The following is a 13,106-nucleotide window of genomic DNA, read 5'->3' as shown; positions in this document are numbered from 1 at the left end:
CTTCGACGGTCAGGCCGCCGGCCGCATCGGCGGGCAGCAGCGCCGGCGTGCCGTCGGTCCGCGTGTGTTGGGGTGCGTGCTGTTGGCGGGCGTGCGTCACTGTGTCCCCGGGAAGACGGGTGACGCATGAACGAGAGCGGCAACGGTGCCGAAGAGGGCCGCCAGGATGCCGGTTCGCATGCGCACAGCAAGCCCATCTGCATGCGCTACTTCACGCCACGACCGCAATCCACTGGCCTTGCGAATAGCGCTTGAAACCGCCGCCATCAGCAAAGCGCCACAGGTGGAACCAATCGTTGTGGAGCAGTTGGCGCACGACGGGGTGCAGGGCGATCACGCGCTCAATTGCCTCGGCATGGGCGTCGATGATGACCGTCAGGCGCAACGGCTCGTGCCGCCAACGCGTGCCGTCGTGTAACGACTGCTGTGCCAGGCCGATTCGCAGGTCGCCTCCGTTGCCTTCGAAGACACCGATGCGTCCGCCGACCACGTTGTGCAGCAGCTTGTTGCCACTGCCCAGGCGACTCGGATCGCAGGTGGATGCGTGGTACTGCCAGTTGATCCAGTGCGTCACCAGCATCGGCGCGGTCATCAGCAGCTCCAGGACGCTGCCGTCTGCGTCCTGGGCAGCGTCGTAGTCGTGCAGGAAGGCGCGGCCGTCGAGCACGGCACCCAGGCTGCGGGCGCGCGGCGCGATGAGGAAGGCCGCATTGCCGGCCAAGCCCCACTCCGGCCGCGTCTGGGCGCCGTCGTTGGCGCGGCGGCGCAGCTGCTGCAGCAACGTGGCATGCGGCGAGCGGGGGTCGAGTCCGAGCCCCGTGGCACGCTCGCGACGGACCTGGTCACCGGCGTGCAGGAACACGCTCTGCAACCGTGCCCAGCGCACCCGCGCGACGTCGTCCAGCAGATCGAGGTCGAAGCCCTCGATTTCGTCGGTGGTCGTGTTGTGCAGCGCAGCGACGAACGCCACGTCAGCGGGCACTGCAAGACCACGAGCCCGCAGGTTAGCCTGCACCTCCGGCTCGTTCAACAGCCACGCCAGCACACGCGCATTGACCTCGCCGGTCTGGCCGCAACAGGCCCCGCAGTCCAGCGCGGCCGCCTGCGCGTTGTTGGCGCTCTGGCTGCCATGGCCGACCAGCAGCACCAGCGGTGCGAGGCCAAAGTCCAAGCCCATGGCATGCAGTACGCGCGCGCCCAAGTCCACCTTGGCATCGAGATCCAGACCGCTGAGCACGGGCCGGCACACCGATTGGTAGCGCGGCCCGAGCCCGGCGCTGTCGACCGAGCGGCGTGCGGCGGCCGACGGGCGCAGCCACCGCGCCAGCTTGCCCAGATACCCGGCCCCGATCGCCTCGACCGACGAAAAGGCCGCGTTCGGCCAGCGGCTGCCAGCGCCCCAACGGTCGGCGTCGGCGAAGCGGGTCAGCCGGGCCTGGCGGGCGCAAGCCTGCAGGGCGTCACCGGGTGGGCCGAAGTCGGAGAGGGTGTCGGCCACGCGCTCGGTCACCTCCAGGGTGGGTGCCAGGAGACCGGGCAACTGCGGGCGCCGCGCTTCGGTGGCCAGCGGTGTGTAGGCCACCGGCAGGCCGAAGAAACCGGCGAAGCCGACGGTCTGTACCGCCGGCCAGGTCGCTTCGATGGCCCGGCGCAAGGGTTCGCTGCGCACGTCGATGCAGAAGGCGGCCTGGACCTCGACGCCCGAGTCCAGGCGCGACTTATCTGCCGGCGTGGCCGGCAGCGGCGCGACAGCCCGCAGCCGCTGTGCCAGACCACGCTGGTAGCCCAGCTCGAACGCGAGCTGCCAGGCCTCGTCGACCACCAAGGCGTTCTCGGCCTGCTGCAGCAGCGCGGGCGCACGGTCCCATTCGACCTGCAGGGCGGAAAAGGCGCGTTGCGCCGCCTTGTCGTCGCGGCACTCGAGCAAGATCGCGCCCCAGGCCAGTCGGATCGCGAGCAGGTCACGCAGGTGCGTGTCGCTGTCGCCCGCCAAGCGAGCCTCCCAAGCGAGGTAGGCGCACCACGATGCCCAGCCGTTCACTGTGAGCAGGACGGCTTCGAGGTAGTCGGCCCAGGCTTCTTGCGGCAATCCCAGCCGACGCAGTACCCAGCGTTCGGCGTCCTCGCGAGTGGCGGGGAGTGCGGCCAGGCCACGGGCGATGTCGGGCAGGCCCATCAGCACGCCGATGCCGTGGTCGTGCGTCAGCGTCGTGCGCCAGAAGGTGTAGAGCCCGCCTCCCCGGTCGGGCTGCCAATCGGCCTGGTGGACGTCGAAGTAGGCGGCGCAGACCTGGCTCACCTGATGGGTGATGGCCTGCCGCCACGAGAGCCGCCGCTGGCCCTGCGGGTCGTCGTCGAGCACGTCGATCAGCAGGGGCAGCCGGGGCAGATCGGGCCTCTCGGTGAGCGCAGCCACGGCCTGGTCGGCGTTCAGGCCGGCGACCCGGGCGGCGGGAAGTTGCGCCAGCGCTTCGTCGATGTCGGCGGCGACGATGCGGCCAGACGCCCAGGCCTCGCACAGCATCGCACGCGGTGGAAAAACGCGGATGTCGCCCAGCACCGCCATGCGCGCGGCCACGGTGCGCACGCTGTGGCCGATTCGCTCCCAGTGCGGATTGACGGCAATGGCGCGGTCCAGCGGCCAGGCCGGTGCAATGGCGCTGCAGGCCTGTGCGCAGGCGGCGTCAATGCGGCGGTTGATGTCGACGTTGGCCGACGGTTCTGGCTGCAGGCGGTGGCCGGGTTCGGCGGGCGGGGTTAGAAAGGTTTGCATGGGTGGTTCCTCGTTTCGGGTCAATCGGCGGCGACCACGGTCCAGCGCGCCGGCCACAGCCGCAGCGCGGCGCGCGTGGCGTGCTCGTCGACATAGAAGCCGGCATAGATCCAGCGGCGCCAGGTGGTTAAACCCGCCGGGCGGGCGTGCAGCAGGGCCAGGCTGGCGTAGAGCGCCGCCATGCCGGCCAGCGCCACCAGGCCGGCCACCCCCTGCGGCCTGTCATGCACGCCGAAGGGCAGCGCGTGGCCGATCATCGCGGCCAGCAACAGCGCGGCCACCATGCCGGTGCCGGTGAGGGCGCCGCGCACTTCACCGGGCGCGTCCGGATATCGCTTCGACGGCGCCCAAAGCAGCGGTGCCCAGGCCAGCGCCAGCACACCGCTCCACCACCAGGGCCAGGCAGCGACCTGAAACACCACCGCATGCAGCAGGAGCAGGGCCGCCACCAGGGCTGCGGACGCCAGCGGCGCGGCCCAGAGGCTCGTGACCGAAGGCGCCAGGACACCGCGCATCGTGCGCAGGCGCGCCGATTCCACCGCGCTGGAGGCGGCGAGGAAGGCATGCGCCTTGTAGAGCGAATGACCGATCAGGTGGAGCATCGCCAGCGTGTACAACCCCAGGCCACACTCCATCACCATGAAGCCCATCTGGGCCACGGTCGACCAGGCCAGACGCACCTTGATGCTGATCCGCGTGAGCATCACCAGGCCGGCAAGGAGCGCGGTGATCAGGCCGATGCCGACCAGCAACCAGCGCGCGATCGGCGCTGCGTCGAGCAAGGGCGCAAAGCGGATCAGCACGAAGCCGCCGAGGTTGATCACTCCCGCATGCAGCAGCGCCGACACCGGCGTCGGCGCCTCCATCACCTGGATCAGCCAGCCGTGAACGGGCAGCAGTGCGGTGCGCAGCACGACCGCAAGGGCCAGGCAGATCGCGCTGGCCTGCAGCGCCATCGACGGCGCACCGGCCTCGAGATGGCGCCACAAGTCCGACAAAGAGCCGGACCCGACCTCGTGCCAGGCCAAGGCCGCAGCGGCGATCAGCAGCACATCGGCCAGGCGGTCGGCCACGCGCTTCTTGTGTGCCGCCAGCAGGGCGAAGGGGCGACCGGCGTAGAAACACAGAAGGTGCTGCAAGGCCAGCCCGACAGTCGCCCAGGCAGCGATCAACACCAGCCAATGGTCTGCCAGCAGCAGCACGTGTACTGCGGCCAGCACGCCGCTGAGCGCGGCCACGTAGCGCGGTTGGCCTGGCTCACCCTGCAGGTAGCGCGACGAGAACACGCCGATCACGGTGCCAAGCAACTGCACCAGCAACGCCATCCAGGCGCCCGTGAGGTCGACGGCAAGGCCCGTAACAAGCGGGACCGGCGCGTTCGGCGTGGCAAGAGTTTGCAGCCCCAGGCTTGCTGCCGTGCCTGCGAGCGCGACCACCGCCAGCACTCGGAAACGCTGCCAGACTGCCGGCATGTCCGCATTGCGCCGATGCGGCGTGGCCGCCAACATCAGGATTGCAGGCATGAGGCTGCAGGCCGACAAAAGCACACTTGTAAGAGTCATCACGGGTCCACCCGAAAAAAGATCGGTTCATGATGCGAGCGGCATTGTGTTCTGTAAAATTCATTGATAAGAACGTATTGTTCTTTTTAAGAGAACAATGAAGATCGATCAGCTGAATTTCCATCACCTCCTGTATTTCTGGCGTGTCGCCAAGGTCGGGCATCTCACGCAGGTGGCGAATGAGTTGCACGTATCCCAGTCGGCGCTCTCAAATCAGATCCGCCAGCTAGAAGACCGCCTCGGGGAAGCGTTGTTCGAGCGCACGGGTCGCCGTCTTGTTCTGACTGACACGGGGCAGGTCGTGCTGTCCTATGCCGAGAACATCTTCGGGCTCGGTCAGGAACTGCTAGGCCGGTTGCAAGGCAGCGACGGGGGCATGGTGCGGTTGCGCGTAGGAAGCGTCGCAACGCTGTCGCGCAACTACCAGGAGAACTGGATCCAGCCGCTGCTCGCCGATCCGACGGTGACGCTCACGCTGGAGTCAGGAATGCTCGAAGAGCTGCTCACTCGCCTGCTTCAACACCAGCTTGACGTCGTGCTCGCCAACGAGGCGGTGCCGGCCGATCCGGATCGGCCGCTGCACTGCCGGTTCCTGGGCAGCCAGGACATCTCGCTCGTCGGCCCGGCGTCGACGTGGCGTGGGCGCACGCTGCGCATGCCCGAAGATCTCGACGGGCTGGAGCTGGCACTGCCAGGTCCGCGCCACGCGTCGCGCGGGCAGTTCGACGCACTGTGCGTGGCTGCGGGCGTCACCCCTCGTTTGCGGGCAGAGGTCGATGACATGGCGATGCTGCGCCTCGTAGCGCGCGACAGCGGCTGGCTCACGGTGCTGCCCGAGGTGGTGGTGCAGGACGAACTCCGTGATGGTGCGCTGGTGACGGTCGGGCGATCTTCACAGCTGCAGGAAAACTTCTACGCGATTACCACGTTGCACCGGCACCGCATGGAGCGGCTGGAGCAGTTGCTCGCACAGCGACCTGCGCTGGCGGCAGAGCAGCCGGATCTGCACCTGCCCGCCGTCCAAGCATCCAGCAAGACGCGCCGCAGGCGGAAAACTTAAGACCTCGCATCGCAGTCTTCCTGAGCGATGACTTCAACGGTGGGGGTCAACCTGCGGGTTCGCAAGCGATCCGCGTGTAGACGCGACGGGCCGCAATCCGCGGGGAGATCGGGTTTCCAAATGTCGAGGTTGGGCGAGTTGCAAGCCGATGAAGCCTGTATCCCGTGCGCCATGAAGAAGGCTTGCGGCATCAGCCTCGCAAGGATCAGCGATCGAGATCGCAGTGCACCCGATGCGCGGCTTTGCGCACCCGCACCTGCACAACGCTTCGGCGAAACCGCGCTACGCCCCGTGCAGCGCAGGAAAGAGCTTCGTCAGCCCGTCCGACATCACCTCCACCGCCAGCGCGGCGAGGATCAGCCCCATCAGCCGCGTCATGATGTTGATGCCGGTCTTGCCGAGCACGCGTGCGATCGGGTCGGCCAGCGAGAACGCCACCGCCGTCGCCAGCGCCACCACCACGCCGTAGCCGACCAGCACCAGCAGTTCCCAGAGGTGGCGCGTTTTCTCGGCGTAGATCACCACGGTCGACATCGTGGCCGGGCCGGTCAGGAGCGGGATGGTGAGGGGCACCACCGCGATGGAGGCGCCCATCGACGCCTTCACTTCGGTCGCGCGGATTTCCTCGGGGTTGCTCTTCTGCTCGGCCGGTTGCGCGTTCAGCATCGAGAGCGAACTCAGCAGCAGCAGCAGCCCGCCGCCGACCTGGAAGCTCGCGATCGAGATGCCGAAGAAGCTCAGCAACTGCAGCCCGAGCAACGCGCTGGTCGCGATGACCACGAACGCGCTGAAGGCCGACACCACGACGGTGCGCTTGCGCTGCGCATCGCTGTAGCCCTGCGTGTAGTGGATGAAGAACGGAACGATGGCCAGCGGGTTGACGATCGCCACCAACGTGACCAGCGGCTTGATCAGGTCCATCGAGGTCGCCATGTCAGCGGCCACCCGAAACGTCGAGGAACGCGCCCGTGGTGTAGCTCGCTTCGGCCGACAGCAGCCACACGATCGCATGGGCGATTTCTTCGGCCGAGCCGGTGCGCTTCATCGGCACCGTGGGCGCGAGTTGCGCAGCGCGTTCGGGCAGGCCGCCGGAGGCGTGGATCTCGGTGTCGATGAGCCCGGGCCGGACCGCGTTCACGCGGACGCCTTCGTCGGCGACTTCCTTCGCAAGACCGTTCGTGAAGGTGTCGATCGCGCCCTTGCTCGCAGCGTAGTCCACGTACTGGCCGGGCGAGCCGAGCCGCGAGGCGGCGCTCGACACATTGACGATCGCGCCGCCGCGGCCACCGTGTCGCGTGCTCATGCGCAGCACCGCTTCGCGTGCACAGACGAAGCTGCCGATCACGTTGATGCGCATCATGCGTTCGAGCCGCGCGACGCTCATCTCGTCCACGCGCGCCTGCATGTCGACGACGCCCGCGTTGTTGACCAGCGCGGTGAGCCGGCCGAGCGTCGCGTCGACCGTGCGGAACATCGCGACCACCTGCGCCTCGTCGCCGACGTCGGCCTGCACGGCGATCGCCTTGCCGCCTTCGGCGCGAATCGCGCGCACGACTTCGTCGGCCGCCGCCGCATTGCTTGTGTAGTTGACGGCGACGGCGTAACCGCGGCGCGCGGCGAGGAGGGCGGTGGCCGCGCCGATGCCGCGGCTGCCGCCGGTGACCAAGAGCACTTGTTCCAAATCCCGCCTCCTGCACAAAAGCTGCGCGTCAGTTAAAACTCCCGGTCGATTACATCACCGAGGAGGCAGCCCGTGAGCTCGACCGCACGCACCATCGACTACTACTTTGCGCCGCAAAGTCCGTGGACCTATCTGGGCCACGCCCGCTTCGCAGCGATTGCACGTACCGCCGGCGCCAAGGTGCGTGTGAGGCCGGTTGACCTTGGCAGCGTGTTCCCGGTGTCGGGCGGGTTGCCGCTCGGCAAGCGCGCGCCGCAGCGCCAGGCCTACCGGCTGGTGGACCTGGGACGTTTTTCGACGCATCTCTCGCTGCCGCTGAATCCCAAGCCGAAGTTCTTTCCGGTCGCGGGCGACGACGCGGCCAAGCTCATCATCGCCGTCGATCTGAACGATGGCGTGGATGCGGCGATGAAACTGTGCGGCGCGATCTTCACTGCGGTGTGGTCGCAGGAGCGCAACATCGCCGATCCGAAGGTGCTCGACGAGCTCATCGCAGAATGCGGATTGCCGGGCCGGCGAGGCGATCAGTCGCAGAGCCAGGCCGTGCAGGAGCGCTACGAAAGCTACACGCAGGAAGCGATCGCCACCGGCATTTTCGGCGCTCCGAGCTATGTGCTCGACGGCGAGATTTTCTGGGGACAGGACCGGCTCGAATTCGTCGAGCGGGCCCTCAAGACGACACCAACCAACGCAGGAGCATGACCATGGGTCAATTCATCGATCTCACCGCCGCAGACGGCTTCACCTTTCCCGCCTACGTGGCAGAGCCCAAGGGCACGCCGAAGGGCGCCGTCGTCGTGGTACAGGAAATCTTCGGCGTCAACTCGCACATCCGCAACGTCGCCGACGGGTATGCGGCCGAGGGTTACCTGGCTGTGGCGCCCGCCACCTTCCATCGTGTGAAGCAGGGCGTCGAGCTCGGCTACACCGACGAGGACATGAAGGCCGGCTTTGGCCTGAAGACCGACGTCGAAGCGCTGCCGGAACCCGGCGTGCTGCAGGATCTGCAGGCAGCCGTCGACTACGCGGGCAAGGCGGGCAAGGTCGGCATGGTCGGCTATTGCTGGGGTGGCTTGCTGACCTGGCGCGCGGCGGCCAAGGTGTCGGGCCTGTCGGCCGCGGCACCGTATTACGGCGGCGGCATGACGACACCCGAAGAAAGCGCGCTCGAACCGAAGGTGCCGGTGCTCGCACACTTCGGCAACAACGACCACTGGATTCCGCTCGACACCATCGAGACCTTCGAGAAAGCGCATCCTGAAGTCGAGGTGCACGTCTACGACTGCGGCCACGGCTTCAACTGCGATCAACGCGGCTCCTACAACGCCGGCGCGGCCGCGACCGCGAAGGAGCGCACGTTGTACTTCTTCAACAAGCACCTGGCCTGATGCGTTCGCTGCTGGCGCGCGTCGTCCTCGGGGCGGCGAGTGCCGTGGCGACGTTTGCCGCCGCGGCCGACTACGCCGGCCCGCTGTTCGACACGCACCTGCACTACAACCAGGAGGCGTGGGACGGCAACACCGGGCCGTTCCCGCCGACCGAAGCGCTGGCACGCATGCAGCGCAACGGCGTGAAAGCGATCGTCGCGAATTCGCGACCCAATGCCGGCACGCAAACCTTGGCCGCGGCGCGCGAAACGCGCGAGGCCGGCGTCACGGTCGTGCCGTTCGTGCGGCTCTACCGCAATCGCGACGACTACACGAACTGGTTTCGCGACGACACCATCTATGACATGGTGCAGGCCGAGCTTGCGCGCGGCACGGCCAGCGGCCCGTACCGTGGCATCGGCGAGTTCCATCTGTACGACAGCGCGAACGCCGATGGCCCGGTTGCGAAAAAATTGATCGCGCTGGCCGAACAGAAGCAGCTTGCGGTGTTGGCCCATGTCGACGATGTGGCGGTCGACCTGCTCATGGCCAATGCGCCGTCCAGAGGGCAGTCGCTGCGCCTCATCTGGGCGCACACCGGTATCTCGGGTCCGCCGGTGTCGCGTGTGCGGGCGATGCTCGTGCGCTACCCGTTGCTGATGGGTGAGTTGTCGTATCGGCCCGGCCTCACCTGTGCCGATGGCAAGTTGTGCGCCGAATGGCGTGAGCTGATCCTGCGGTTCCCCGACCGCTTCTTGGTCGGCTCGGACACCTGGGTGAACCAGCGCTGGAGCAGCTACGACGATTTGATGCGCGGGTACCGCGTCTGGCTCGGCGATTTACCGCCCGCAGTGGCGCAGCGCGTGGCGTGGGGCAATGCAGCCAGCCTCTTCGGTGTGAAGTAGCCGGGCGCGGCTTCATCACACCTTTTCGGTGCGCTTGCTCGCGAACTTGCTGCGCGCGCCGATGCGCGTTTCCAGGAAATCGAGGAAGGCCTTGAGCGCCGCGCTGTTGTGACGGCGTTGCAGGTATGCGGCCGAGAGCCACATGTCGCTGCGCACAAATTCCTGCAGCACCGGTTCGAGTTCGCCCTTGTCGATCGGGTGCTGCATGAGCAGCGTGGGCATATAGACCACGCCGTAACCTTGCGTCGCGACTTCGATCAGCGGGCCCGCTTCGGTCGCGTCCATGCGCGACTTGAGCGCCACGGCGAAAGGTTTGCCATCGACCACGAACTGCCAGTGCGGGTGCAAACCGAGCCGCGACGTGGTGAGCGCATCGTGCTTCGCCAGATCGGCCGGGTGTGCGGGCTTGCCGTGCTTCTTCCAGTAGCGCGGCGACGCGCACACCGCGAGTTCCATCAGGCGCAGCTTGCGCACAATGAGGTTGTCGTCCTCGATCGGCCCGAAGCGCAGCGCCACGTCGATCGCTTCTTCGGCGAGGTCCACGTTGCGGTTGCTCAGGTGCAGGCTGATGCTCACCTCGGGGTAGTAGCCCATGAACTGACCGACCAGATGCGGCAGGTCGCCTTGCCCCATCCCGTGCGGCGCCGACACACGCAGCCGTCCGCGCGGCGCGCTCGCGTGCTGCCGCAGTTCGGCGGTGGTGAGCGCGACCATCTCCAGCACCGGCTTGCTCCGTTCGAGCAGCAACTGCCCTGCGTCGGTGAGGCTGACGGAGCGCGTCGAACGATTCAGGAGGCGCACGCCGAAACGGGTTTCGAGTTCGGCGACGTATTTGCTGACGGTCGCCTTCGACATGTCGAGCGCGGTGGCAGCGCGCGAAAAACTCCCGCGAGCAGCCACCTCCTGGAAGGTCTTGATCAGGTCGAAGCTGTCCATGGTGAGCCGTTCATTGTTTCCATCACGCGAACGCCGCGGTTCAAGTTTAGGAGGGTTTTCCCTAGGATAACCGGTTCAAAATTCGTTCCACAGACCCGCCACACAGTGGGGTCTGGGTGAACAGGGCCCCGAGCGAGGAGGCCGCCCCGAAAGGGACGGTTCCCACCCAAGACCGGTTCGAAAGCATCCAACAGTTGAAGGAAATTGAAATGAATACCTCGAAGATCATCGCCGCTGCCGCTCTTTCCCTCCTCGCCGTCGCCGGCGTCGCCCAGGCCGAAACCTACGACGGTGTGCTCACCGTCCATTCGACGCTGAGCCGCTCGGAAGTCGCCTCGCAAGGCGTGGTCGCTGCCCGCAGCGAAAACGTCGCCGCCACCGCCTACGGTCAGGGCGTTCAGCCGCAACTGCTCGCCTCGGCACCGCGTGCGACCATCCGAGCCGAGGCCGTTGCCGCTGCACACGACCCGCTGTGGAACCTGGACCGCAAGGCATTCGTGAACAGCACGATCCCGTCGCAATACAAGCGCACGCACATGTCGTTCACCCGGCAGGCCGCCTTGTAATTGGCGCCTGACTTGGCAACAAGCCGGACCTGCGAAAGCAGACCCGGCTTTTTTCATGGGCACGCGGTTCAGCGCGCGGTGCGCGTCAGGTAGCGCTTGCGCCAGAACACCATCACCAGTACCACGGCCACCAGGGCCATCGAGCCCATCGCAACCCAGAAACCGTCGGCCTTGTGCACCAGCGGGATGAACTCGAAGTTCATGCCGAAGATGCCGGCGATCAGGTTGAGCGGCAGGAAGATGGCGGTCAGCACCGTGAGCACCCGCATGATGTCGTTGGTGCGATGGCTCTGGATGCTGAAGTGCATCTGGACGGCCGTCTCGGCGTTCTGCTCGAGGCGGCGCACATGGTGCACCACGCGCTCGATGTGCTCCAGCGCATCGCGGCTGCGCACCATCAGCAGCTCGCGTTCACGTGCCACGGCGGGCGTGCCGGGCGGCGGCAGGGTTTCCTGCGCATCGATCCAGTCTTGCACGGCGCCGCGCTGGTCTTCGCAAATGTCGTCCAGGTGTCGCAGCGACTGCCGCGCCGCCATCAACGCGCTCCAGTTGGTGAAGCGGCTGCGCGGATCGATCAGTTCGGCCTGCCAGTGGTCGAGCTGTCGCGTGAGTTCGCGCCGCAGGTCGAGGTACGCGTCGACGATGTGGTTGACGATGCGCAGCATCAGGTCGGCCGGACTCGTCGGCACACGCGCCGTGACGGCGCGCGCATCGAGCGCCGGCCGACCCTCGCGGTCGTCCGCAGCAGCGGCGAGCAGCTTGGCGGCATACGCATCCCGCACCGCGCCATCGACCGGATGCACCGAGAGCAGCACGCGATCGAACACTGCGAAGCCGACCGGACGCGTGTCGATGCGGCGCAGCACCGGCGGGCCGCCACGCAGCAAGGACGGTTCACCGTCGGTCGTGGTCCTGTCGCCCGGTGCCGAGCCGTCGCCTGCGGCCAGCCGGCGGAACACCAGCACGTCGTAGATCGAGGTGTAGTCGTAGTGCGAGGGCAACTGGTCGTTCAGCAGGTCGGCCACGTGCAGGTCGACCAGCGCGGTTCCGCACAACGTCTGCAGGATGCGTTGCACCTCGGCCAGCGATGCCTGGAACTCTTCGCGTGTGAGCGAGAGCCACAGGTAGCTGTCGGGCGCGCAGGCGCCCGGCGCGGTGAGCGGCGCCAGCGCGTCGTGCTCGTGCACCCGCGAGGCGGAGACTTCGAAGATCCGCACGGCTATCGTTTTTGGAGCAAGCGGGCCGCGTCGAGCGCGAAGTAGGTGAGCACACCATCGGCGCCCGCACGTTTGAACGCGAGCAGGGATTCGAGCATCACCGCGTCATGGTCGAGCCAGCCGTTTTGTGCTGCAGCCTTCAGCATGGCGTATTCGCCGCTGACCTGGTAGGCGAAGGTCGGCACGTGGAACTGGTCCTTCACGCGGCGCACGATGTCGAGGTAGGGCATGCCGGGCTTGACCATCACCATGTCGGCACCTTCGGCGATGTCGATGGCGACTTCGCGCAACGCTTCGTCGCTGTTGCCCGGGTCCATCTGGTAGACCTTCTTGTTGCTCTTGCCGAGGTTGGCCGCAGAACCGACCGCGTCGCGGAACGGCCCGTAGAAGGCGCTCGCGTACTTGGCGCTGTACGCCATGATTCGCGTATGGATGTCGCCGCGCGCTTCCAGTGCGGTGCGGATGGCGCCGATGCGGCCGTCCATCATGTCGCTCGGCGCCACGATGTCGACGCCGGCGCGCGACTGCGTGAGCGCCTGCTTCACCAGCACTTCGACGGTCGGGTCGTTGAGGATGTAGCCGGTGTCGTCGAGCAGGCCGTCCTGGCCGTGGCTGGTGTAGGGGTCGAGCGCCACGTCGGTCATGACGCCCAATTCGGGAAAGTGCTTCTTAAGTTCACTGACCACGCGCGGGATGAGGCCATCCGGATTGAAAGCCTCGTCGCCGTTCGGCGTCTTCAGCTTGGCGTCGATCACCGGAAACAGCGCCATGACCGGAATGCCGAGCGCAACGCATTGTTCGGCGACGGGCAGCAGCAGGTCGAGGCTCAAACGCTCGACGCCCGGCATCGACAAGACCGCGTCCCGTCGCTTGTTGCCCTCCTGCACGAATACCGGGTAGATGAGGTCGTGCGCAGTGAGTGCATGCTCACGCACCAAGTTCCGTGAAAAGGCGTCGCGCCGCAAACGTCGCGGTCGGCCGGCCGGGAAAGGCGCGATGGCGCCCAGTGGGGAAGCAGGGGTGGTCATGTCGAAAATTG

12 protein-coding genes are annotated in these 13,106 nt (G+C 67.0%); 5 read left to right on the top strand and 7 right to left on the bottom strand.

Annotated elements, in window-relative coordinates; all coding sequences use genetic code 11:
* Nucleotides 1–211: 211 nt before the first annotated feature.
* Both AX767_RS09075 and AX767_RS09070 read right to left on the bottom strand, forming a co-directional pair.
* Complete coding sequence (locus AX767_RS09075) at nt 212–2,773, bottom strand: YbcC family protein (RefSeq protein ID WP_068630592.1); 2,562 nt, start codon at nt 2,771–2,773, stop codon at nt 212–214.
* 20 nt (nt 2,774–2,793) lie between these two features.
* A complete protein-coding gene (locus AX767_RS09070) occupies nt 2,794–4,335 on the bottom strand; it encodes an NADH-quinone oxidoreductase subunit L (RefSeq protein ID WP_068630589.1) in 1,542 nt (513 codons plus the stop codon).
* Between the two features lie 97 nt (nt 4,336–4,432).
* Between AX767_RS09070 and AX767_RS09065 the strand changes: the two genes are divergently transcribed.
* The gene (locus AX767_RS09065) at nt 4,433–5,395 is read left to right on the top strand and encodes a LysR family transcriptional regulator (protein WP_068630587.1); all 963 of its coding nucleotides are present in this window, start codon (nt 4,433–4,435) and stop codon (nt 5,393–5,395) included.
* Nucleotides 5,396–5,677: 282 nt separating this feature from the next.
* On the opposite strand, the gene AX767_RS09060 is transcribed toward AX767_RS09065, so the two are convergent.
* Both AX767_RS09060 and AX767_RS09055 read right to left on the bottom strand, forming a co-directional pair.
* A complete protein-coding gene (locus AX767_RS09060) occupies nt 5,678–6,328 on the bottom strand; it encodes a MarC family protein (RefSeq protein WP_082754931.1) in 651 nt (216 codons plus the stop codon).
* A 1-nt stretch (nt 6,329) separates the two neighbouring features.
* Entirely contained in the window at nt 6,330–7,076 is a 747-nt protein-coding gene (locus AX767_RS09055; RefSeq protein WP_068630584.1) for an SDR family oxidoreductase, read from the bottom strand.
* 72 nt (nt 7,077–7,148) lie between these two features.
* Here AX767_RS09055 and AX767_RS09050 point away from each other — a divergent pair, with 72 nt between their 5' ends.
* Genes AX767_RS09050 through AX767_RS09040 form a run of 3 tightly spaced genes read left to right on the top strand, consistent with a single transcriptional unit; the run spans nt 7,149 to nt 9,348 of the window.
* Entirely contained in the window at nt 7,149–7,778 is a 630-nt protein-coding gene (locus AX767_RS09050; protein WP_068630582.1) for a 2-hydroxychromene-2-carboxylate isomerase, read from the top strand.
* 2 nt (nt 7,779–7,780) lie between these two features.
* A complete protein-coding gene (locus AX767_RS09045; protein WP_068633511.1) occupies nt 7,781–8,464 on the top strand; it encodes a dienelactone hydrolase family protein in 684 nt (227 codons plus the stop codon).
* On the top strand, nt 8,464–9,348 hold the full coding sequence (locus AX767_RS09040; protein ID WP_068630580.1) for an amidohydrolase family protein: 885 nt from the start codon (nt 8,464–8,466) through the stop codon (nt 9,346–9,348). Before AX767_RS09045 ends, AX767_RS09040 begins: the two co-directional genes overlap by 1 nt.
* A 15-nt stretch (nt 9,349–9,363) precedes the next feature.
* Here AX767_RS09040 and AX767_RS09035 read toward each other — a convergent pair whose 3' ends face one another.
* Nucleotides 9,364–10,284, bottom strand: a complete 921-nt coding sequence (locus tag AX767_RS09035) for a LysR family transcriptional regulator (protein ID WP_068630578.1) — start codon at nt 10,282–10,284, stop codon at nt 9,364–9,366.
* Between the two features lie 209 nt (nt 10,285–10,493).
* Here AX767_RS09035 and AX767_RS09030 point away from each other — a divergent pair, with 209 nt between their 5' ends.
* A complete protein-coding gene (locus AX767_RS09030; RefSeq protein ID WP_068630575.1) occupies nt 10,494–10,850 on the top strand; it encodes an alpha/beta hydrolase in 357 nt (118 codons plus the stop codon).
* A 68-nt stretch (nt 10,851–10,918) separates the two neighbouring features.
* Here the strand turns inward: AX767_RS09030 and AX767_RS09025 are convergent, their stop codons facing one another.
* Both AX767_RS09025 and hemB read right to left on the bottom strand, forming a co-directional pair.
* Nucleotides 10,919–12,067: a magnesium transporter CorA family protein gene (locus AX767_RS09025; RefSeq protein ID WP_068630573.1), complete on the bottom strand. Its 1,149-nt coding sequence runs from the start codon at nt 12,065–12,067 to the stop codon at nt 10,919–10,921.
* A gap of 2 nt (nt 12,068–12,069) precedes the next feature.
* Nucleotides 12,070–13,095, bottom strand: a complete 1,026-nt coding sequence (gene hemB / locus AX767_RS09020) for a porphobilinogen synthase (RefSeq protein ID WP_068630571.1) — start codon at nt 13,093–13,095, stop codon at nt 12,070–12,072.
* Between the last annotated feature and the right edge of the window lie 11 nt (nt 13,096–13,106).

It is taken from the genome of Variovorax sp. PAMC 28711, assembly GCF_001577265.1.
Lineage (GTDB): Bacteria > Pseudomonadota > Gammaproteobacteria > Burkholderiales > Burkholderiaceae_C > Variovorax.
Note: the sequence above shows the minus strand (reverse complement) of the source record. Positions and strands in the feature narration are given on the sequence as shown.

Coding starts and splice junctions, on each gene's coding strand:
- AX767_RS09075 (WP_068630592.1), bottom strand. CDS start 2,773: ATGCAAACCTTTCTAACCCCGCCCGCCGAACCCGGCCACCGCCTGCAG.
- AX767_RS09070 (WP_068630589.1), bottom strand. CDS start 4,335: ATGACTCTTACAAGTGTGCTTTTGTCGGCCTGCAGCCTCATGCCTGCA.
- AX767_RS09065 (WP_068630587.1), top strand. CDS start 4,433: ATGAAGATCGATCAGCTGAATTTCCATCACCTCCTGTATTTCTGGCGT.
- AX767_RS09060 (WP_082754931.1), bottom strand. CDS start 6,328: ATGGCGACCTCGATGGACCTGATCAAGCCGCTGGTCACGTTGGTGGCG.
- AX767_RS09045 (WP_068633511.1), top strand. CDS start 7,781: ATGGGTCAATTCATCGATCTCACCGCCGCAGACGGCTTCACCTTTCCC.
- AX767_RS09040 (WP_068630580.1), top strand. CDS start 8,464: ATGCGTTCGCTGCTGGCGCGCGTCGTCCTCGGGGCGGCGAGTGCCGTG.
- AX767_RS09035 (WP_068630578.1), bottom strand. CDS start 10,284: ATGGACAGCTTCGACCTGATCAAGACCTTCCAGGAGGTGGCTGCTCGC.
- AX767_RS09030 (WP_068630575.1), top strand. CDS start 10,494: ATGAATACCTCGAAGATCATCGCCGCTGCCGCTCTTTCCCTCCTCGCC.
- hemB (WP_068630571.1), bottom strand. CDS start 13,095: ATGACCACCCCTGCTTCCCCACTGGGCGCCATCGCGCCTTTCCCGGCC.